A 21,099-nucleotide genomic window follows, 5' to 3' on the forward strand; every position below is an offset into this window, starting at 1 on the left:
TCACGAGCCGTGGAAGACCTGCGCGACGAAAACGGCGGCGATCACGCCGATGGTGACGAGCAGGGACAGCACGAAGACCAGTCCCCACGGCACCTGCCGGATCGGCCGTTGCCGGGGGAAGGTGGTATGCCCCCGCGGCCGCGGGATCCGCGGACCGTGATCGTCGTCGGCCGGCGGAGGCGGATCGGGCGGCAGCGGCAGGACGGCGGGGAGCACGGGAACCCGCTCGAGCGCCGGAAGCCGAGCGGGGAAGCCATCGGCGAGCAGCGCGGCGCGCGGCGGGGCGAGGTGGGCGAGGGAGAGGGCGTAGCAGGCGTCGAGGACATCGTCGGCCGTCCAGACGGTCCGCCACCGGTTGTGCTGGCCGATGATCCGCCGCAGTCCGCGGGGGTCGGCTAGCACGACGGCTACGCCGGGGAAGGAGTCGGTGCCTAGCCAGGGCAGGTCGGGGTGGCCCCAGGTTTGGTCCGGCTCGCGGTCGGCCGGGGGCGGTTCGTTCCAGGCCGGGGTCGGCTCGGGTGCGCCCGGATCCCGCTCGCCCCAGGGCTGGTCCGCCTTAGGCTCGGCGGTGGCCTGCTCGCGCCAAGCCCGGTCGGACGCAGGTTCGCCTGGATCGGGTCCACGCCAGACCGGATCCGGCTCGCGGGCGCCCGAATCCGACTCGTCCCACGCTCGGACTGGCTCGCGGGCGCCCGAATCCGACTCGCCCCACGCTCGGTCTGGCGCGCGGTCGTCCGGCACCTGCTCGCGCCGCGCGGACTCCGGCCGGCGCCACACCGCGTCCGAATCAAGCTCACCCGGATCCGGCTCACGCCAAGCAGAATCCCCCTCCGGCGAACGCGACTCCGCCACCGGCTCGCGCGGCGCCGGCACCGTGACCGCCTCAAGCCCGGGCAGCCCCGCCGCACCAAGACCCGCAGCCCCAAGACCCACCGGCTCGGCCAGCCGGTCCCGCTCCTCCGCCACCGCCTCCTGCACACCACCCGGCACCACTGCGACCAGCCCCGTCACGTACCGCCCACCGTCGTGCGCGGCCAATGCTCCCTTCGCCGCCGCCACTCCCGCACCTGCCCGTTCGGCCGAACCCGGCGAAAGACCCGGTGAGTGCGCCGCGATCACCACTACCCCCGACCGGGTGAACACCAGCGCGTCGACGAAGCGGGGGCCGAGGCGGCTCGGGACCGTGATGCCGGTCAGCGCCAGACCCGTCAGGTGGTCCGGTCCCGGACCCCAGGAACGCAGCAACCCCACGAGGTGCGCCGCCGCCGCGGGCAGGCGCCGCTCCTCGCCGGTGCGCTGGAATGCCACGAGCACCGCCGGTCACTCCTCCCACGAGTAGAGCTCCCTCGACGGTAAGAGCCGGACGGGCCGCCACCCAGCAGCCGAACGAGTGGTCGAACGCCACCGTGCGTAGCCGGGGCATCCTGGGAGCCCCATCCAGCACGAGGGAGACCCGATGCCCCCACCCGCCTACCAAGGCCGCGCGCTCGACGTCGACCGGCCGTTCTACCGGCGGCTCGCCGAGGACGAAACCCGCGAACTCGTCGACGCCTTCGAGATCCCGATCCGCTCGGGCCGCGCCTGGCGCGTCCCGAAGGGCCACCTCTGCCGCCTCACCACCGTCGACGGCCCGCAGGTCGGCGACCTCAACCTGTGGAACGCCGACGACCCTCGCGAACGCTTTTGGGCCGCGCGCACCCGGCAGCTGCAGCGCGCCCACGTCAGCACCTTCGACCGGCTCTGGTCGACGCTGCCCTTCCTCCGCCCGCTCGCGACGATCACCGCCGACACCCTCGCGAACTACGGCCAGGACGACGACGGCGGCCGCGTGCACGACCTGCTCGGCACCCGCTGCGACCCCTACGTCAACCGCCTGCTCACCGGCGAGGACTTCGACTTCCACTGCCACTCGAACCTCGTGCGCGCGGTCGCGCCGTTCGGGCTCACCGAATTCGACGTGCACGACGTCCTGAACGTCTTCCAGTGCACCGGTCTCGACGACGAGGACCGGTACTTCATGAAGGCCTGCCCGGCCCGCCCGGGCGACCACTTCGAGTTCTTCGCCGAGATCGACCTGCTGTGCGCGCTGTCCACCTGCCCGGGCGGCGACCTCTCCATCCCGCTCTGGGGCCCGGACGCGCGCGACCCGATCGACGTCTGCCACCCGATCGGCGTCGAGGTCGTCAAACCCCGCCCCGACCTGCTGGAACACTGGCACGAGCCGGAGCGCGCGGCCTACCGGGGCCTGCACGGCGTCCGGCTGCCGGAGTGGGATGCTCGGGCCTAATCGTTGTCCCGCAACGGAAATCGACGCGAAGGTTCTCCCCGCGCCCGCCCCGTGTGATGATGGAAGTCCGGGGACACCGATCGGCTCGGCGAGGAGTGCGAGTGGACCTGCGGACCGAGATCGCGCAGTCGTGGCGGCGGGCGGAGCTGTCCGGGCTCTCGCCGGCGTCGTCGGTCGAGCGGCTGAAGATCGCCGACGTCGACAGTCGCAGCCGGCTGCTGCGGGCCGCTTCGCCGGTGCTCGACGAGCTGGCCCGGCAGCTGGCCGGCACGCGGTTCTGCGTCGTGCTCGCCGACGACGACTGCCGGATCGTGGCCCGGCGGTTCTCCGAGCGGTCGGTCGAGGTGGCGCTGGAGAACATCAGCGCGGTTCCCGGCTGCCAGTTCCTGGAGGAGCAGACCGGGACGAACGCCCTCGCGACGCCGTTCGAGACCCGCCGCGGCGTCTCCGTCGACGGCGACGAGCACTTCCTCGAAGCCATGAAGCAGTTCACCTGCTACGGCCACCCCGTGGTGTACCCGACGACGCGGCGGCTGGCCGGCGTCCTCGACATCACCGGCCCCGCGGGCGACGCGAACCCGCTGCTCGGGCCGTTCCTGCGGCGCGCGGTCGCCGACATCGAACGGCGGCTGCTCGACGGCGCGAAGCTCGCCGAGCAGCAGCTGCTGGCCGCGTTCCAGTCGGTGCAGCACCGGGCGTGCGCGGTGCTGGCGCTCGGCCAGGACGTCGTGCTCGCGAACACCGCGGCGACCGAGCTGGTCGACACCGCCGACCACCGGCTGCTGCGCGAGCTGGGCCGGACGCAGCGTGGCCTCGGCCGGCTCCGGCTGACGTCGGGCACGCCGGTCGAGGTGCGCGTCGAAGCGGTGTCGGCGAGCGCCGGGCTGCTGTTCGAGCTGGCGCCGGTGCGGACGTCGAGCCCGGTCGTGTCGCGGCCCCGGAGTTCACGTGGCCTGTTCCCGGCCCAGGTCGACGAGCGGCTCCGCAGCGCGGGGCGCGCCCGGCGGCGCGTGCTGATCTCGGGCGAACCGGGAGCCGGCCGGACGACGGCGGCGCACGTCGTCGCCGGGGACGAGCCGGTGCACGAGTTCGACGCGTCCGACGTCGTCGACGGCGCGGCCGAGTGGTGCGCGCGGGTCGAAGCCGCCGCTTCGGCGCCCGGCCTGCTGGTGATCGACGGCATCCAGCTGCTGCCCCCGCTGGCGGCGGTCCGCCTGGCCCGGCTCCTGGACACGACGGCGGCGTGGTTCGCGCTGCTCAGCGGGCCGTTGCCGGAGCTGCGCGGCGAGCAGGCGACCCTGGCGGCGCGCATGCACCGGCGGATCGAACTGCCGCCGTTGCGCGAGCGCCGCGACGAGATCCCGGCGATCGCCCGAGCGTTGCTGCGCGGCTCGCTCCGCTTGACCCCGGGCGCCCTGGAGCTGCTGAGCTCCCAGCAGTGGCCGGGCAACCTGCGCGAGCTGGAGGGAGTCCTGGCGGGCGCGGCCGACCGCCGCTCGGCGGGCGACCTGACGGCGGCCGACATCGCACCGGGCTGCTCGGACACGGCCCCGGGAGCGGCGTTGAGCGGCTGGGAGCAGGCGGAGTACGACGTGATCGTCCGGACGTTGCGAGCGTGCGACGGCAACAAGGTGCGGGCGGCGAAGCAGCTGGGCATCAGCCGCTCCACGCTCTACAACCGGATGCGGGCGCTGCGGGTCCGCTGAGCGCGGTGTCCGGGATTTGGACACTCCACGGACGCCCGGTCTCCACACAATCGAGGCACGAAGGGTGCACCGCCGCACGTGGAGGAGATGGCCGTGAAGACCAAGGCAGCCGTACTGTTCGATGCCGGAAAGCCGTTCGAGATCATGGAGCTGGACCTCGACGGCCCGGGTCCGGGCGAGGTGCTCATCAAGTACACCGCCGCCGGGTTGTGCCACTCGGACCTGCACCTCATCGACAACGACCTCGTGCCGCGCTTCCCGATCATCGGCGGGCACGAAGGCGCCGGGATCATCGAGGAGGTCGGCCCCGGCGTCACCAAGGTGCAGGCCGGTGACCACGTCGTCTGCAGCTTCATCCCCAACTGCGGCACCTGCCGCTACTGCTCCACCGGCCGCCAGAACCTGTGCGACATGGGCGCCACCATCCTCGACGGCCACATGCCCGACGGCACCTTCCGCTTCCACGGCGGCGGCCAGGACTTCGGCGCCATGTGCATGCTCGGCACGTTCTCCGAGCGCGCCACCATCTCGCAGCACTCCGTCGTCAAGGTCGACGACTGGCTGCCGCTGGAGACCGCCGTGCTGGTCGGCTGCGGCGTCCCGACCGGGTGGGCCACCGCGAACTACGCCGGCGGCGTCCGGGCCGGGGACACCACCGTCGTCTACGGCATCGGCGGCATCGGCATCAACGCCGTGCAGGGCGCCGCGCACGCCGGCGCCAAGTACGTCGTCGCCGTCGACCCCGTCGAGTTCAAGAGGGAGGCCGCGCTCAAGTTCGGCGCCACCCACGCCTTCGCGACCGCGGCCGAAGCGGCCGAGAAGGTCAACGAACTGACCTGGGGCCAGCTGGCCGACCAGGCGCTCATCACCGTCGGCACCGTCGAAGAGGACGTCGTCAGCGAGGCGTTCAACGTCGTCGGCAAGGGCGGCACGGTCGTCATCACCGGGCTCGCCAACCCCGAGAAGCTCACCGTGCACGTCTCCGGCGGCGTGATGACGCTGTTCGAGAAGACGATCAAGGGCACGCTGTTCGGCTCGGCGAACCCGCAGTACGACATCGTCCGGCTGCTGCGGCTCTACGACGCCGGGAAGCTCAAGCTCGACGAGCTGGTCACGCGCAAGTACACCCTCGAGCAGGTCAACGAGGGCTACCAGGACCTGCGCGACGGCAAGAACATCCGCGGCGTCATCGTCCACTCCGCATAGCCGGTGCCGCGGAGTCCACAATGGACATCGACGCCGCGTACCGGTTGAACCCGCTGGTGGCGTTGCGCCCCGAGCCGTTCGGGGCGCTCGCCTACCACACCGGCAACCGGAAACTGTCCTACCTGACCTGCCCGGAGCTGGTGCGGTTCGTCCGCGCGCTGGCGATGCACGCCTCGCTCCGCGACGCACTCGACGCCGCGGAGCTGGGCGGCACCCGCCGGGCGCGGATCCTCGCTTCCCTGGAAGCCCTGGCCGACTCCGGCGTCATCGTCGTGGACCCCTAGGGACGCGGCGCGTTGCGCAGGTTGGTGCGCGCCAGGTCGACCATCTTGCCGACCCCGCCGTTGAGCACCGTCTTCGTGGCGCCCAACGCGAACCCGCGCACCATCTCGCCGGTGATCCGCGGCGGGATCGACAGCGCGTTCGGGTCGGTCACCACCTCGACGACCGCCGGGCCGGGGTGGGCGAACGCCTTCTCCAGCGCGCCGCGGACGTCGGCCGGATCCTCGACGCGTTCCGCGAAGATCCCGCACGCGGCCGCGATCGCCCCGAAGTTCACCGGCGGGTGGTCGGTGCCGAAGTCCGGGAGTCCGTCGACGAGCATCTCCAGCTTCACCATGCCGAGCGTGGCGTTGTTGAACACCACGACCTTCACCGGAGCGTCGTAGGCGGGCAGCGTCAGCAGGTCGCCCATCAGCATCGCGAGCCCGCCGTCGCCCGAGAGCGACACGACCTGCCTGCCCGGTTGGGCGAGCTGCGCGCCGATCGCGTGCGGCAGCGCGTTCGCCATGCTGCCGTGCCGGAACGAGCCGAGCACGCGGCGGCGGCCGTTCGGGGTCAGATAGCGCGCCGCCCAGACGTTGCCCATGCCGGTGTCCACGGTGAACACGGCGTCATCGGCGGCGACCTCGTCGAGCACCGAGGCGACGTACTCCGGGTGGATCGGCCGGCGGTGCTCGATCTTCGTCGTGTACGCGCCGACGACCTTCTCAAGCTTCCGCACGTGCTCGCGCAGCATCCGGTCGAGGAACGCGCGGTCGGTGCGGGGACGCAGCAGCGGCAGCAGCGCCCGCAGGGTTTCCTTGACGTCGCCGTGCACCGCCAGCTCCAGCGGGGTCCGCCGGCCGAGGCGCGAAGCGTCGTGGTCGAGCTGGATCGTGCGGGCCTGCGGGAGGAACTTGTCGTACGGGAAGTCCGTGCCCAGCAACAGGATCCGGTCGGCCTCGTGCATCGCGTCGTAGCAGGCGCCGTAGCCGAGCAGGCCGCTCATGCCGACGTCGAACGGGTTGTCGTACTGGATCCACTCCTTGCCGCCGAGCGAGTGCCCGACCGGCGCGCCGAGCTTGTCCGCCAGCGCCATGACCTCCTCGTGCGCGCCGCGGACGCCCGCGCCGGCGAAGAGCATCACCTTCTCGCCCGAGTTCAGCAGGCCGGCCAGCTCCTCGACGACTTCGGCGGGCGGCACGGCGGGCGACGGCGTCACCAGCGGGAGGCGCTCGGTCAGCGGGCCGGTGGCCTTGCGGTCGGCGAGGTCGCCCGGGATGGTCAGCACCGCGACGCCGCCCTTGCCGACGGCGGCCTGGGTGGCGATCCGCAGGAGCCGCGGCAGCTGCGCCGGGTCCGCCACGACCTCGCTGAAGTGGCTGCATTCGGTGAAGAGCCGGTCCGGGTGCGTCTCCTGGAAGAAGCCGGTGCCGATCTGGTTCGACGGGATGTGCGACGCGATGGCCAGCACCGGCGCGCCCGAGCGGTGGGCGTCGAAGAGGCCGTTGACCAGGTGCAGGTTGCCCGGCCCACAGCTGCCCGCGCACACCGCGAGCTTGCCGGTGACCTGCGCTTCGGCCGCCGCGGCGAAGGCGGCGGTCTCCTCGTGGCGGACGTGCACCCACTCGATGCCGTCGGTGCGGCGGACCGCGTCGACGATCGGGTTGAGACTGTCGCCGACGATGCCGTAGATGCGCTCGACGCCCGCGTCCCGCAGGGTCCTGACCAGCTGTTCTGCCACGGTTGCCATACCTCCAGCGTGGCCCGTGCCGACCGATGCGTCCAATGCCTGATTGGATGAAAATCCATACACTGGAGGCATGGACGTCCAGACGCTGCGGCTCTTCCGCGAGGTCGCCGGCGGCGCGACCGTCACGGAGACCGCGGCCGGCGCGCACCTGACCCAGCCCGCACTCTCCCGCGCCCTGCGGCGGCTGGAGCACGACGCCGGGGCCGAGCTGTTCCGCCGGTCCGGGCGGGTGCTGCGGCTGACCCCGGCCGGGCACGCCTTCAAGCGGCACGTCGACGTCGTGCTCGACCAGCTCGACCAGGGCCTGCGCGAGGTCGGCGAAATCGTCGCGCCGGGCACCGGGGTCGTCCCGCTGGCCTTCCTGCACACGTTCGGCACGTGGCTGGTGCCCGAGATCCTGCGGGGCTTCCTGCGCGAGCACCCCGGCGCCCGGTTCGAACTGCGGCAGCACGGCGAGGCCGGGCTCGAGGCGGAACTGCTCGACGGCACCGCGGACCTCGTCGTCACCAGCGGCGACCCGGGGCACCCGCAGCTGCACTGGGAACGTCTGCTCGTCGAGCCATTGCGGCTCGCGGTCCCGCCGCACCACCGGCTCGCCAAGCGCCGGCGGGTCCGCCTCGCCGACCTCGCGGACGAGACGTTCATCCTCCTGCGGCCGGGTTACGCGCTGCGCGAAACCACCGAGCGCCTGTGCGCCGAGGCCGGGTTCACGCCGCGGATCGGTTTCGAGGGCGACGAGGTCGAGACGCTGCGCGGGCTCGTCACCGCCGGGCTCGGCGTGGCCGTGCTGCCGCTGCCGCACCCGGCCGCCTTCCCGGCACCGCACCTCGAACTGACCGATGTGGACGCTGCGCGCGACATCGGCCTCGCCTGGGCGGCGGGGCGGACTCTGCCGCCGTTGAGCGAAACCTTCCGCCGGCACGTCCTCGCCGCCGACCTCGACCGTCCACTTGGGACAGTGCCGGAAATGTGAGAAGTCCCTTACGACCACGCATCGTGACCACTACTGTGCGAAAGTGGTGTCATGGTCGCCGCGCTGAGATCCTTCCTGACGTCCTGGACCTCCGTAACCCCCGTGCTCGGCCTCCTCGTGCTGGCCTTCGCCTGGGGCCGCGACCTCGGCCCGGTCTTCGTGGCCGTCGTCGCGATCGCGCTCGGCGCGACGGTGCTGGCCGCCGTGCACCACGCGGAGGTCGTCGCGCACCGCGTCGGTGAGCCGTTCGGGTCGCTCGTGCTCGCCGTCGCGGTCACCGTCATCGAGGTCGCGCTGATCGTCACGATGATGGTTTCGGGTGGGCCGGAGGCCGGGTCGCTCGCGCGGGACACCGTGTTCGCGGCCGTGATGATCACGACCAACGGCATCGTCGGCATCTCGCTGCTCGTCGGCGCACGCCGCTACGGCGTCACCCTGTTCAACTCGGAGGGCAGTGGCGCCGCGCTGGCCACGGTCGCCACTCTGGCCACGCTGAGCCTGGTGCTCCCGACGTTCACCTCGACCACCCCCGGCCCGGCGTTCTCGACGGCGCAGCTGACCTTCGCGGCCATCGCGTCCCTGGCGCTGTACGGGACGTTCGTGCTGACCCAGACCATGCGCCACCGCGACTTCTTCCTCCCGGTGGCGGCCGACGGCGAGGTCAAGGAGGACGACCACGCCGAACCGCCGTCGAACCGGGCGGCGCTGGGCAGCCTCGCCCTCCTGCTGGTGGCGCTGGTCGCGGTGGTCGGGCTGGCGAAGGTCGAGTCACCGGCGATCGAGGCGGGCGTGCGCGCCGCCGGGTTCCCGCAGTCGTTCGTGGGCGTGGTGATCGCATTGCTGGTGCTGCTGCCCGAGACGCTGGCGGCCACGCGCGCGGCGCAGCGCGACCGGATGCAGATCAGCCTCAACCTCGCCTACGGTTCGGCGATCGCGAGCATCGGCCTGACGATCCCGGCGATCGCGCTGGCGTCGGTGTGGCTGCCGAGCGAGCTGCTCCTCGGCCTCGGTTCGACGCAGATCGTGCTGCTGGCGCTGACGGTCGTGGTGAGCGTGCTGACGGTGGTGCCCGGCCGCGCGACCCGCCTGCAGGGCGGCGTGCACCTGGTGCTGCTGGCCGGGTTCCTGGTGCTGGCCGTCAACCCGTGACCCCGTGTCGACCCGCCCATCACGAGTGATGCCCTCCCAGTCACGCGTGATGCCCCGCTGATCACGCTCGATCCCCTTCCGATCACGGCTGATGCCGGGCCGCCCGGGGTCGGAAACGGCCTCTCGCGTGATCGGGGAGGCATCACGCGTGATTGAAGGGGCATCACTCGTGATCGGGCGGTCGGCACGGCGGGCCGGTTACGGTGAAGTGATGCGGATCGTCTCGCTGCTGCCCGCCGCGACGGATCTCGTCGCGGTGCTCGGCCGGCTGCCCGACCTCGTCGGCCGGACCCACGAGTGCGACTGGCCGCCGGGGCTCGTCGAGCGCGTCCCGGTGGTGACGCGGGCGGAGTTCGACCCGGACGCGTTGTCGAGCCGGGAGATCTCCGAGGCCACCCACCGTGGCTCCGGGCTCTACACGCTCGACAGTGCGCAGCTGGCCCGGCTCGCCCCGGACGTGGTGCTCACGCAGGACCTGTGCGAGGTCTGCGCGGTGTCGTACCGGCAGGTGTCCGAAGCGGTGCGCACGCTCGACACCGGACCACTGGTGGTGAGCCTCGAACCGGCCACGCTGGACGGCGTCCTGGACTGCCTCCGTCAGGTCGGCGAGGTCCTCGGGGTGCCTTCACGAGCCGCGGCCGAGATCGCCGCACTCCGACAACGGCTGGACGCACTCGGTTCGCCGGCCCCCGGGCGGGGGGTCGTCGCCTTGGAATGGCTGGACCCGATCTGGCCCGCCGGCCACTGGGTGCCCGAGCAGATCGCCCTCGCCGGGGGTGAAGCCTTGCTTGCCCAGGCGGGCGAACACACGCGGCCGGTGCCGTGGGAAGCGGTGGTCGAGGCTCGCCCGGACGTGCTCCTGCTGATGCCGTGCGGGTTCGCGCCGGAGCGCACCCTCGCGGAGGCACCGTCGCTGGCGAACCTGCCCGGGTGGGCGGACCTGCCGGCGGTCCGCGCGGGTGAGGTGTGGGTGCTGGACGGCCCGGCGCACTTCAACCGGCCCGGCCCGCGAGTGGTGCGAGGAGCGGAGATCCTGGCGGCCATCCTCGGCGGCGAGACCCCACCGCCCGACGAGGCACGGCGGCTGACGCCCACGCGGTAACCCGCCAGAGCGCTGCTTTCACGTGAAAGCAGCGGTCACTTTCCCGACGTGACCTCGATCCCCACCACGCACGTGTCGTCGTCCGTGTCGGCCGTGCTGTAGGTCAACAGCGTGTCCAGCTGGTGCTCCAGCCCGCCGTCATGACCCTTCACGAGGCTCACCAAGCGGGACACCGTCTCCTGGACCGGCCGGTCGCGGCGCTCGATCAGGCCGTCGGTGTAGATCAGCAGGATGTCGCCCTCGTCGAGCTGGAGCTCCTCCTCCTGGTACGTCACGTCGCGGACCGCGCCCAGCAGCGACCCGCGCAGCAGCGGCAACGTCGACGCGCCGCCGTCGCGGTGGCGGACGATCGGGGGCAGGTGTCCCGCACGCGCCCAGCGGAGCTTGCGGGTCGCCGGGTCGTACACCGCCGCCACCGCCGTCGCCGTCACGTGGTCGGTCAGGTGGTAGGCCACCAGGTTCAGCCACGTCAGCAGCTGCGCCGGTCCGGCGCCGGTCGCCGCCAGGCCGCGCAGGGCGTTGCGCAGGCTCACCATCCCCGTCGCCGCGTCGATGCCGTGCCCGGCGACGTCGCCGACGCACAGCAGCACCTCGCCGGTCGGCAGCGCGACCGCGTCGTACCAGTCGCCGCCGACCAGGTGCTCCTTCTCCGCGGGCCGGTAGCGGACCGCCGCGCGCAGGCCCGGCATGTCGATCGGGCCCTTGGCCGGCGGCATGATCGCGTGCTGCAGCTGCAGGGCGAGCCGGTTGCGCTCGATCGCCTCCTGCTCGGTCTCGGCCAGCCTGTCCCGCGTCGCGGCCAGCGCCACCTCGGTCCAGTGCTGCGCCGAAACGTCCTGGTAGGCCCCGCGGACCGCGACGAGCTCGCCGCGGCCGTCCACGACCGGCTCGGCGACCACCCGGATGTGCCGGGCGACGCCGTCGGACCGTTGCAGCCGGAACGCCGTCGACGACGGGCGCCGGTGGTGCAGCAGCGCGCGCAGGAACCGGCCGATCCCCTGCGCGTCGTCCGCGTGCGCGTGCGACGCCAGCTCGTTCAGCGACAGCGGTGTCGCGGTCGGTGGCAGCCCGTACAGCGAGAACAGCTCGGTGTTCCAGGTGATCGCCCCGGTCACCACATTCTCCTCGAAGCCGCCGATGCGGCCGAGCCGCTGGGCGTGCTGCAGCAGCACCGCGAGCTTGGCCGCGTCGTCCTGGATGCGCAGGATCAGCAGCACATTGCCGGCGAACCGGGTCACGCTGATGTCGGTGAGGACGGTCAGCGGCACCTGGTCGACGAGGGTGGTGACCGCCATGCTCTCGGCGCGGAACGGCTCGCCGGTGGCGTAGACCCGCTGGATCATGTCGAGCAGGCCGCTCTCCTCGGCCGCGAGCGGGTACGTCTCCAGCAGCCGCGTGCCGACGATCCGGCTGCGAGGGCGCCCGCCGGGGTCGGCGAACCGGACGTTGGCGTGGTGGATGCGGAAGTCGGTCAGCCGGCCGCCGTCGAGGCACGGCGAGAGCAGCACGGCCGGGTCGTGCAGCCCATCGACGAAGTCCACCAGCTCGCCGAGAAAGTCCCCCGAGCCACCGGCGGCCACCGGGGCGACCACGCCGTCCCAGGTGTCGAGCGTGTGCGCGCACAGCTCCGCCAAGGCCTCCAGCTGCCGACGCTGGCGCCCGGGCTCGGCGGGCAGCGGGTCCGGCCAGCACATCTCGACGACGCCGATGATCCGGCCGCCGGTCCCGGTGGGCACCGCGACGCGGCCGCCCTCGCCGAGCGTGTGCTGCCCGATCGACGGCAGCCCGCCGCCGGCCAGGGTCGGGTACCAGACCATCTCGCGCTCGAGCAGCGCGCTGCGGGCGGGGGTCGCGACGCCGGGCGGGACGTAGCGCCAGCGGGCCGCTTCCTCGGCCGAGAACCCGGCCGACCCGGCGAGCGTCAGCGACCCGTCGGGCCCGGCGAGCCACACCGCGACCGCCGTCGCGCCGAGCGGCCGCAGTGCATGCTCCAAAATGGACTCCGCGACGCGCTGGGTGTCCCCCGCCGCGAGCACGCCGCTTTCGGCGGTGCGCAGCCGCACCGCGACGGACTCCTCGCCCTCGGCGCGGGCCAGGAACTCCTGCGTCACCTCGGTGATCCGGTCCTCGGCCGCTTCGCCGACGACGTCCGCGGCGAACTCCAGCGGCGTCAGCCCCGAGCGCTTCGCCAGCGTCTCCAGCTGCCGGGCGGCGTCGGCGGGCGTGCAGTGCAGGCGTTCCATCAGGACGCCCTTGGCCAGCTCGATCAGCGCGCGGCCGTCGGCGACGGCGTGGGCGTGGTCGACCTCCCCGCGCAAGCGCGCGACGGTGTCGGCGAGCCGCGCGAGGTTGGCCGACACCTGAGCCGCCGGTATCGGGACGATCTGCTCTTCTGCGGTCAAGCTCTCGTCGCCGATCACGCCGTCACGTGCCGCTTGATGCGGGCGATGAGATCGTCCGCGTCCACCGGCTTGGTCACGTAGTCGGTGGCCCCCGACGCGAGGCTCTTCTCGCGGTCGCCGGGCATCGCCTTCGCCGTGACCGCGACGATCGGGATGCCGGCGTGCTCGGGCATCGCGCGGATCTTCGCCGTCGCGGTGTAGCCGTCCATCTCCGGCATCATCACGTCCATCAGGATGAGGTCGATGCCCGGGTGCGCGGCGACGGTCTCGACGCCCTTGCGGCCGTCCTCGGCGTGCAGCACCTGCATCCCGTGCAGCTCCAGGATCCCGGTCAGCGCGAAGACGTTGCGCGGGTCGTCGTCGACGATCAGCACCGTGCGCCCGGCCAGGGTCGTGTCGACGTCGGCCGCCCGCACCGGCGCGGCCGGCTCGTCCGGGCGGACCAGCGGCAGCACCGCCCCCGGTTCCTCCGCCGACAGGTGCAGCGCGATCCGCTCCCGCAGCTCGTCGAGACCGGACAGCACTTCCAGCGACGGCACGTCCGCGCGGGACTGCACCAGCTGTTCCAGCTCGCTGTCGAGCCGGCGGCTGTTGTGCGCGAGCACCGGCACCATCCGCAGCGCGCTGTCGCCCTGCATCGCGTCCAGGAAGCCGAACGCCGTGCGGTCCGGCAGATCCAGGTCCAGCACGACGCAGTGGTAAGCGTCGGTGGCGAGCGCGGCCGCGGCCTCCTGCGTGCCGACCGCCGTCACCACTTCGACCTCGGCCGGCGAGATCCCCATGTCCCGGCCTTCGGCCAGGTCCGCGGCGGCGCTCTCGGCGACGAGCGTCAGCAGCCCGTGCTGGCGTTCTTCCACGACCAGCAGCCGCCGGTGGGTGCGCGGCACCGAGGTCGTGACGGCGGTCCCCGCGTCCCCGACCGCGACGGCCGTGCCGGGGTGCTCGCCCGCGGGCAGCGTCGCGAAGTCCGGTCGCGCGACCGGCAGGGAGAACGTGAACGAGCTGCCCTCGCCGGGGGTGCTCTCGGCGGTGATGAACCCGCCGAGCAGCTGGGCGATCTCGCGGCTGATCGACAGGCCGAGCCCGGTGCCGCCGTACTTGCGGCTGGTGGTGCCGTCGGCCTGCTGGAACGCGCCGAAGATCGACTCCAGCTGGTGCTCGGCGATGCCGATGCCGGTGTCGGTCACCCGGAACGCGACCGCGGGCCCGTGCGCGCGCAGCGGCCGGGGCAGGTTTTCCGCGTCGACCGGCTCGATGTGCAGCTCGATCCCGCCGACCTCGGTGAACTTGACCGCGTTGGACAGCAGGTTGCGCAGCACCTGCCGCAGCCGGGAGTCGTCGGTGAGCAGCTCGACGGGCGAACCGGGGGCGACGGTGATCCGGAAGTCGAGGGTGCGCTGCGACGTCATCGGCCGGAACGTCGCCTCGACGTAGTCCAGCAGGCCGCGCAGCGACACCTGCTCCGGGGTGACGTCCATCTTCCCGGCCTCGACCTTCGACAGGTCGAGGATGTCGTTGATCAGCTGCAGCAGGTCCGAGCCCGCGGAGTGGATGATGCCCGCGTACTCGACCTGCTTCGCGGTGAGGTTGCGGGTCGGGTTCTGCGCGAGCAGCTGGGCGAGGATCAGCAGGCTGTTGAGCGGGGTGCGCAGCTCGTGGCTCATGTTGGCCAGGAACTCCGACTTGTACTTCGACGCGATCGTCAGCTGCTGGGCGCGCGCCTCCAGCTCCTGGCGCGCCTGCTCGATCTCGAGGTTCTTCGTCTCGATGTCGCGGTTCTGCGTGACGAGCAGCGCCGCCTTCTCCTCCAGCTCGGCGTTGGACGACTGGAGCTCTTCCTGGCGCGCCTGCAGTTCCTCGGACCGGGTCTGCAGCTCGGCGGTCAGCCGCTGCGACTCGCCGAGCAGCTCGTCGGTGCGGGCGTTGGCGACGATGCTGTTGACGTTGACGCCGATCTGCTCCATCAGCAGCTCTAGGAAGGCCCGGTGCACCGCGGTGAAGCCGTGCACCGACGCCAGCTCGAGCACGCCGAGGACCTGGTCCTCGACCACGATCGGCAGCACGATCAGGCTGGCCGGCACGGTGCTGCCGAGCCCGGAGGAGATCGTCGCGTAGCCGGGCGGCACTTCGTCGACCGCGATCGGGCGGCGGCTGCGCGCGGCCTGCCCGACCAGCGACTGGCCGATCCGGAACCGGACGGCGGGGCCGTCACCGTCGTCCGGGTGGCCGTAAGCGCCGACGAGCCGCAGCTCGGGGACCTCGGCGGTGTCGTCGGCCAGGTAGAACGCGCCGAACTGGGCGTTGACCAGCGGGACGAGCTCGTCCATCACCGCGGCCGCGACGACGGCGAGGTCGCGCCGGCCCTGCATCAGCCCGGTGATCGTGGCCAGGTTCGACTTGAGCCAGTCCTGTTCCTGGTTCGCCCGCGTCGTCTCGCGCAGCGACTCGACCATCGAGTTGATGTTGTCCTTCAGCTCGGCGACCTCGCCGGAGGCGTCGACGGTGATCGAGCGGGTCAGGTCGCCCTCGGCGACCGCGCTGGTGACCTCGGCGATCGCCCGGACCTGCCGGGTGAGGTTCCCGGCCAGCTCGTTGACGTTCTCGGTGAGCCGCTTCCAGGTGCCGGACACGCCCTCGACCTCGGCCTGGCCGCCGAGGCGGCCTTCGCTGCCGACCTCGCGCGCGACACGGGTGACCTCCGCGGCGAACGCCGAGAGCTGGTCGACCATGGTGTTGATCGTGGTCTTCAGCTCCAGAATCTCGCCGCGCGCGTCGACGTCGATCTTGCGGGTCAGGTCGCCCTGGGCGACGGCGGTGGTCACCTGGGCGATGTTGCGGACCTGCCCGGTGAGGTTGTTCGCCATCGAGTTGACGTTGTCGGTGAGGTCCTTCCACGTGCCGGCGACGTTCGGCACGCGGGCCTGGCCGCCGAGCATGCCCTCGGTGCCGACCTCGCGCGCCACGCGGGTGACCTCGTCCGCGAACGCGGACAGCGTGTCGACCATCGTGTTGATGACGTCGGCCAGCGCCGCGACCTCGCCCTTGGCCTCGACGGTGATCTTGCCGGACAGGTCGCCGCGCGCGACGGCCGTGGCGACCTGCGCGATCGAGCGGACCTGGCCGGTCAGGTTGGACGCCATCACGTTGACGTTGTCGGTGAGGTTCTTCCAGGTCCCGGACACGCCGCGGACGGTCGCCTGGCCGCCCAGGTTGCCCTCGGTGCCGACCTCGCGCGCCACGCGGGTCACCTCGTCCGCGAACGCGGACAGCTGATCCACCATCGTGTTGATGGTGTCCTTCAGCTCGAGGATCTCACCGCGGGCGTCGACCCGGATCTTCTGCGACAGGTCGCCGCGCGCGACGGCCGTCGTGACCTGGGCGATCGAGCGGACCTGCGCGGTGAGGTTGTCGGCCATGACGTTGACCGACTCGGTGAGGTCCTTCCACGTCCCGGACACGCCCTTGACGTCGGCCTGACCGCCAAGCCGGCCCTCGGTGCCCACTTCACGCGCCACCCGGGTGACCTCGTCCGCGAACGCTGACAGCTGATCCACCATCGTGTTCAGCGTGTCCTTGAGCTCCAGGACCTCGCCGCGGGCGGTCACGTTGATCTTCTGCGACAGGTCGCCCTTCGCGACGGCCGTCGCGACCTGGGCGATGTTGCGGACCTGGTCGGTCAGGTTCCCGGCCATGAAGTTCACCGAGTCGGTGAGGTCACGCCAGGTGCCGGAGACGCCCTTGACGTCGGCCTGGCCGCCGAGGCGGCCTTCAGTGCCCACCTCGCGCGCCACTCTCGTGACCTCGTCGGCGAACGACGACAGCTGGTCCACCATCGTGTTGATCGTGCTTTTCAGCTCGAGGATCTCGCCGCGGGCGTCGACCGTGATCTTCTGCGAGAGGTCGCCCTTCGCGACCGCTGTCGTCACCTGCGCGACGTTGCGGACCTGGTCGGTCAGGTTCCCGGCCATGAAGTTCACCGAGTCGGTGAGGTCGCGCCACACGCCGCCGACGCCGGGCACCTGGGCCTGGCCGCCGAGCCGGCCCTCGCTGCCCACCTCGCGCGCCACCCGGGTGACCTCGTCCGCGAACGAGGACAGCTGGTCCACCATCGTGTTGACGGTGTCCTTCAGCTCCAGGATCTCGCCCCGGGCGTCAACGTCGATCTTCTGCGACAGGTCGCCCTTCGCGACCGCGGTCGCCACCTGCGCGATGTCGCGGACCTGGGTGGTGAGATTTCCCGCCATGGCGTTCACCGAGTCGGTGAGGTCCTTCCATGTGCCGGACACGCCGGGGACCTTCGCCTGCCCGCCCAACTGCCCCTCGCTGCCGACCTCCCGCGCGACGCGGGTGACCTCGGAGGTGAACAGCGACAGCTGGTCGGCCATGCCGTTGAACACGGTGGCGATCTCGCCGAGCAAGCCGTCACCGTCGGCCCCGCCGGGCAGCCGGATGCCGAAGTCGCCGTCGCGGACCGCGGTCAGGCCGGCCAGCAGCCGGCGCAGCTCCTGCTCCCCCGCCTCGCCCACGCCTGCGACTGCGCCTTTGGCACCCGGGCGCGTCCCCTCGACCATTGCCCCACCCATCCGCCACCCGTTTCTTCGCTTGTCGGCACCCCGGCGCCGTCCCGGTGTGCCCACCGGGATGGTCCAGCATAGTGCAGCTGCACTATGCTGAGCGGCAACGGTTGAGCAACCAGCCGCACCCGTGTCCGTGCGCGCTCTCCAGGCGGTGCTCCCCAGCCTTTCCTTTCCTCCCAGGCCATCCGGCCGTATTGACCCGTTCGGCTGAACGCCGTGACGGAGACCGGTGACGCGAGCTCCACGGCGGCGCCGGGCGTAGCCATGTCCGCTTTACGTCCACAGTGGACACTCCATTGTGGAGCGAAAATGCGCGCGCCGCGCCGAGCGGGTGACCCTCCCGCGTGGAGCGGCGGAACGGGCCCGGCCCCTCCGCTCGCCGCGGATTCTCGTCACACCCTGGGAACGCCCGGCCGTGAATGCCTTCACATGTCGCGTAACCCGCCGGAAAGCGGGTAAGCGCCGATCTTGTGACCATGCTGCTGGCGGAAACCCCGCCGAAACCCCTGCCGTCGCCGCGCACCACCGCGGTGGTCGGCGCCGAACTGCGCTCCCGGTACGCCGCGGGCGAGCTCGACCTGCCGCTGCCCGGTGGTGCGCGGACCGCGGCCCGCTGGGCGGCACTGGCCGCGTTCGGCCGCCGCGACCTGACGCTGGCCCGGCTCGCCGAGGGGCACGCCGACGCCGTCACGATCCTCGCCGAGGCCGGCCGCTCCGCCGCCCCGGGCGCGCTCTACGGCGTGTGGGCGGCGAAGTCCGGCGGCACCGGCGCGGTCTGGGACGGCGGCGCGCTCACCGGGACGGTCCGGTTCTGCTCCGGGCTTTCCCTGCTGGAACGCGCGCTGGTGGCCGCCGGCGACCGGCTGGTCGAGGTGGACCTCGCCGACCCCGGCGTCCGGCGGCACCCGGACGCGTGGCAAGCCGTCGGGATGGACGCCTCCGACAGCGGTGACGTGGTGTTCGACGGGGTGCCCGGCACCCTCGTCGGGCCGCCCCGTTGGTACGTGGCCCGGCCCGGGTTCGCGCTCGGCGGAGCAGGCGTCGCGGCCGTGTGGCTCGGCGGCGCCGCGGGCCTCCTCGACGGCGTCCTCGCCTACCTGCGCGAGCGCGGCGGCGCCGACGAGCACCAGCTCGCCCACGTCGGCGCGATGCACACGGCGCTGAGCTGCGCGGAAGCCGTGCTGGCCCGCGCGGCCGAAAGCGACGTGGACGCCCTCGTCGCCGGCACCTGCCGGGCCGCGGCCGAACGCGCCGCCGTCGAGGTCCTGGAGCGGGCGCTCAAAGTGACCGGGCCGACGCCGGCGTGCCGGGACCGGCGCTTCGCCCAGCGGGTCGCCGACCTGCCGGTCTACGTCCGGCAGCACCACGCCGAACGCGATCTCGCCGCCCTCGGCCGCCTCGTTCTGGGCCCGGCGTGATCGCGGACTGGCCGGCGGAGCCGTTCGAGCGCGCTCTCGTCGTCGCCGCGCACCCGGACGACGAGACGCTCGGCGCGAGCGGCCTGCTGCAGCGCCTGCACGCCGCCGGCACCGCGGTGACGCTCGTCGTGGCGACCGACGGCGAAGCCGCCTTTCCCGCCGCCGGCGCCGCGGAACGTCGTGAGCTGGCCCGGACACGTCGGCACGAACTGTCGGATTCCCTTCGGTCGCAAGGCCTTTCGAGCGTCGAGCCGGTGTGGGCCGGGCTGCCGGACTCCGGGCTGGCCGCGCACGAGGACGAGCTGACCTCCGTGCTGCGTGCGCACGCGGCCGGGCACGATCTGTGCCTGCTGCCGTGGCCGGACGACCCGCACCCGGACCACCGGGCGGCCGCCCGGGCCGCGCTCGCCGCGGCGCCGGTCGCCGCGCAGTGCTGGTCGTACCCGATCTGGCTCTGGCACCGGCTGCGCCCGGACGACCCGGCCATCCCGTGGCCCCGCGCGCGGTCGCTGCGGCTCACCGGCGCGGAACGGGCCGCCAAGGCGGCGGCGATCGCGACGTTCACCTCGCAGCTCGAGCCCGGCCCGCGGGGCGAGGACCCGATCCTGCCGCCGGAGGTGCTGGCCCACTTCACCGGCGACACCGAGGTGTTCTTCCGGCAGCCGCCGCGGACGTCGGCGCCGGTCAGCCGGTTCGCTTCGCTGTATGCCGCCCAGGAGGACCCGTGGTCGGTGGGGACGAAGTGGTACGAGCGGCGGAAGCGGGCGATGGTGCTCGCCTGCCTGCCCGACGAGCACTACGGCACGGTCGTCGAACCCGCGTGCGGCGTGGGCGTGCTGACCCGCGACCTCGCGGCGCGCGCCGACCGGGTGATCGCGTTCGACCCCGTGCCTGCGGCGGTGGAGCGCGCCCGGGCGGCCGTCGCCGATCTGTCCCATGTGGACGTCCACAAGGGATCGGTGCCGGACACGCTGCCGGCCGGGCCGGTCGACCTGCTGGTGTACAGCGAGCTTCTGTACTACTTCGACGATGACGCGCTCGACGCGACGATCGAAGCGTCGGCGGCAGCCCTGCGTCCGGGCGGGCACCTGCTCGCCGTGCACTGGCTCCCGTGGGCGCCCGAAGCACCGCGTGACGGCCGGGACGCGCACGCGCGGCTGCTCGCGCACCCCGCGTTCGAGCCCTTGGCCGAGCACACCGACGAGCAGTTCCTGCTGCACGTGCTGAGGCGCCGGTGATCACGGCGGTCGGCGTCGTGGTGCCCGCGCGGGACGAAGCCACGCTGGTCGGTGCGTGCGTACGCGCGGTGGATCTCGCGCTGCGGCGGCTGCCCGCCGGAGTCGCGTGCGCGGTCTGCGTCGTCGCCGACCGCTGCGACGACGCGACGGCGGCGGTGGCCCGCGCGGCGTTCGGTGACGTGCCGGGCGTGGTCGTGGTCTCCCGGTCGGCGCGGACGATCGGCGAGGTGCGCGACCTGGGAGTCGCCCGGGTCCGCGAGTTACTGGGCACACCGGCGGCGCGGACGCTGCTGCTGAGCACGGACGCCGACTCGCGCGTGACGCCCGGGTGGGCGCGGGCGCACCTGGCCCGGGCACGGCAGGGGTACCACGCGATCGCGGGGACGGCGGAGCTGTCGGCGCCGTTCAGTGCGTCGGCGCGGGCGCTTTCCCGGTACGACGACGTCCTCGACCAGGCGCGCACGACGGAGGGACACGGGTCGGTGTACGGCGCGAACCTGGGCGTGCGAGCGGACGCGTTCGACGTGGTGGGCGGCTTCGGCCCCCGGGCGACGGGCGAGGACCACGACCTGTGGCGCCGGCTCGGCCAGGCGGGCTTCCGCCGGTGCTACGAGTCCGGAGCCCCGGTGGTGACGAGCGCGAGGCTGCGGGGCCGGGCCCCGGACGGCCTCGCGGCCCTGCTCAGCACCTTGGCCGAGGACACGGTCGCCTGACCGGTCCGCCCGATCACGCGTGATGCCCCTCCAATCACAAGTGATGCCCGCTCAATCACGCGTGATGCCCGCTCAATCACACGAGATGCCCGTCGCAACCACTTGTAGAGGTCCTTCGTAGAGGTTGTCGCTGTCGCGCCGGCCCGCGGGCCACCAAGATCGGCCTTGCCGCCAGCTCCCGACGAGAAGGGCACCGGTGAGAGCCGCCTGGACAACGCTTCTCGCCGCGCTCGTCGCGGCGTCCTTCCTCGCCGGGGCGCCCGCCGCCGCGGCGGGTGAACCGACGCACGTCGTCCTCGTCGAGCGGGTCCGCG

14 protein-coding genes are annotated in these 21,099 nt (G+C 72.7%); 10 read left to right on the forward strand and 4 right to left on the reverse strand.

From position 1 onward, the window contains the following. The gene (locus QQ657_RS46470; protein ID WP_284748812.1) at window positions 1-1,314 is read right to left on the reverse strand and encodes a hypothetical protein; all 1,314 of its coding nucleotides are present in this window, start codon (window positions 1,312-1,314) and stop codon (window positions 1-3) included. 142 nt (window positions 1,315-1,456) lie between these two features. Here QQ657_RS46470 and QQ657_RS46475 point away from each other — a divergent pair, with 142 nt between their 5' ends. The 4 genes from QQ657_RS46475 (at window position 1,457) to mftB (ending at window position 5,483) form a co-directional block, all read left to right on the forward strand. After that, complete coding sequence (locus QQ657_RS46475) at window positions 1,457-2,287, forward strand: urea carboxylase-associated family protein (protein ID WP_284748813.1); 831 nt, start codon at window positions 1,457-1,459, stop codon at window positions 2,285-2,287. A 101-nt stretch (window positions 2,288-2,388) separates the two neighbouring features. Continuing rightward, the gene (locus tag QQ657_RS46480; protein WP_284748814.1) at window positions 2,389-3,993 is read left to right on the forward strand and encodes a sigma-54-dependent Fis family transcriptional regulator; all 1,605 of its coding nucleotides are present in this window, start codon (window positions 2,389-2,391) and stop codon (window positions 3,991-3,993) included. A gap of 93 nt (window positions 3,994-4,086) precedes the next feature. After that, window positions 4,087-5,199 carry an NDMA-dependent alcohol dehydrogenase gene (locus QQ657_RS46485; protein WP_284748815.1) on the forward strand — a complete coding sequence of 371 codons (1,113 nt, stop codon included), beginning with the start codon at window positions 4,087-4,089 and terminating at the stop codon, window positions 5,197-5,199. 20 nt (window positions 5,200-5,219) lie between these two features. Continuing rightward, the gene (gene mftB / locus QQ657_RS46490; protein WP_284748816.1) at window positions 5,220-5,483 is read left to right on the forward strand and encodes a mycofactocin biosynthesis chaperone MftB; all 264 of its coding nucleotides are present in this window, start codon (window positions 5,220-5,222) and stop codon (window positions 5,481-5,483) included. Here the strand turns inward: mftB and QQ657_RS46495 are convergent. Next, window positions 5,480-7,213, reverse strand: coding sequence for a pyruvate dehydrogenase (locus QQ657_RS46495; RefSeq protein WP_284748817.1), 1,734 nt, complete (start codon window positions 7,211-7,213; stop codon window positions 5,480-5,482). The genes mftB and QQ657_RS46495 overlap by 4 nt on opposite strands. Before the next feature lie 70 nt (window positions 7,214-7,283). Between QQ657_RS46495 and QQ657_RS46500 the strand changes: the two genes are divergently transcribed. The 3 genes from QQ657_RS46500 to QQ657_RS46510 all read left to right on the forward strand — a co-directional run bounded on the left by QQ657_RS46500 (window position 7,284) and on the right by QQ657_RS46510 (window position 10,437). Beyond that, on the forward strand, window positions 7,284-8,186 hold the full coding sequence (locus QQ657_RS46500; protein ID WP_284748818.1) for a LysR family transcriptional regulator: 903 nt from the start codon (window positions 7,284-7,286) through the stop codon (window positions 8,184-8,186). A 51-nt stretch (window positions 8,187-8,237) separates the two neighbouring features. Next, window positions 8,238-9,335: a calcium:cation antiporter gene (locus QQ657_RS46505; protein WP_284748819.1), complete on the forward strand. Its 1,098-nt coding sequence runs from the start codon at window positions 8,238-8,240 to the stop codon at window positions 9,333-9,335. A gap of 211 nt (window positions 9,336-9,546) precedes the next feature. Next, window positions 9,547-10,437 (forward strand): cobalamin-binding protein, encoded by an 891-nt coding sequence (locus QQ657_RS46510; RefSeq protein WP_284748820.1) that lies wholly within the window; start codon window positions 9,547-9,549, stop codon window positions 10,435-10,437. Between the two features lie 35 nt (window positions 10,438-10,472). Here QQ657_RS46510 and QQ657_RS46515 read toward each other — a convergent pair whose 3' ends face one another. Both QQ657_RS46515 and QQ657_RS46520 read right to left on the reverse strand, forming a co-directional pair. Continuing rightward, entirely contained in the window at window positions 10,473-12,839 is a 2,367-nt protein-coding gene (locus QQ657_RS46515) for a SpoIIE family protein phosphatase (protein WP_284748821.1), read from the reverse strand. Window positions 12,840-12,853: 14 nt separating this feature from the next. Continuing rightward, window positions 12,854-17,410: a HAMP domain-containing protein gene (locus tag QQ657_RS46520; RefSeq protein WP_284748822.1), complete on the reverse strand. Its 4,557-nt coding sequence runs from the start codon at window positions 17,408-17,410 to the stop codon at window positions 12,854-12,856. A gap of 482 nt (window positions 17,411-17,892) precedes the next feature. Between QQ657_RS46520 and QQ657_RS46525 the strand changes: the two genes are divergently transcribed. From QQ657_RS46525 to QQ657_RS46535, 3 genes are read left to right on the forward strand one after another with little or no spacing between them, the layout of a single operon-like run. Beyond that, window positions 17,893-18,834: an acyl-CoA dehydrogenase family protein gene (locus QQ657_RS46525; protein ID WP_284748823.1), complete on the forward strand. Its 942-nt coding sequence runs from the start codon at window positions 17,893-17,895 to the stop codon at window positions 18,832-18,834. Beyond that, window positions 18,831-20,072 (forward strand): bifunctional PIG-L family deacetylase/class I SAM-dependent methyltransferase, encoded by a 1,242-nt coding sequence (locus QQ657_RS46530; RefSeq protein ID WP_284748824.1) that lies wholly within the window; start codon window positions 18,831-18,833, stop codon window positions 20,070-20,072. The genes QQ657_RS46525 and QQ657_RS46530 overlap by 4 nt, the downstream gene beginning before the upstream one ends. Beyond that, window positions 20,069-20,785 (forward strand): glycosyltransferase family 2 protein, encoded by a 717-nt coding sequence (locus QQ657_RS46535; protein ID WP_284748825.1) that lies wholly within the window; start codon window positions 20,069-20,071, stop codon window positions 20,783-20,785. Before QQ657_RS46530 ends, QQ657_RS46535 begins: the two co-directional genes overlap by 4 nt. The last annotated feature ends 314 nt before the right edge of the window (window positions 20,786-21,099 follow it).

Origin of the sequence: Amycolatopsis ponsaeliensis (genome assembly GCF_030182635.1) — a bacterium.
Taxonomy (GTDB): domain Bacteria; phylum Actinomycetota; class Actinomycetes; order Mycobacteriales; family Pseudonocardiaceae; genus Amycolatopsis; species Amycolatopsis ponsaeliensis.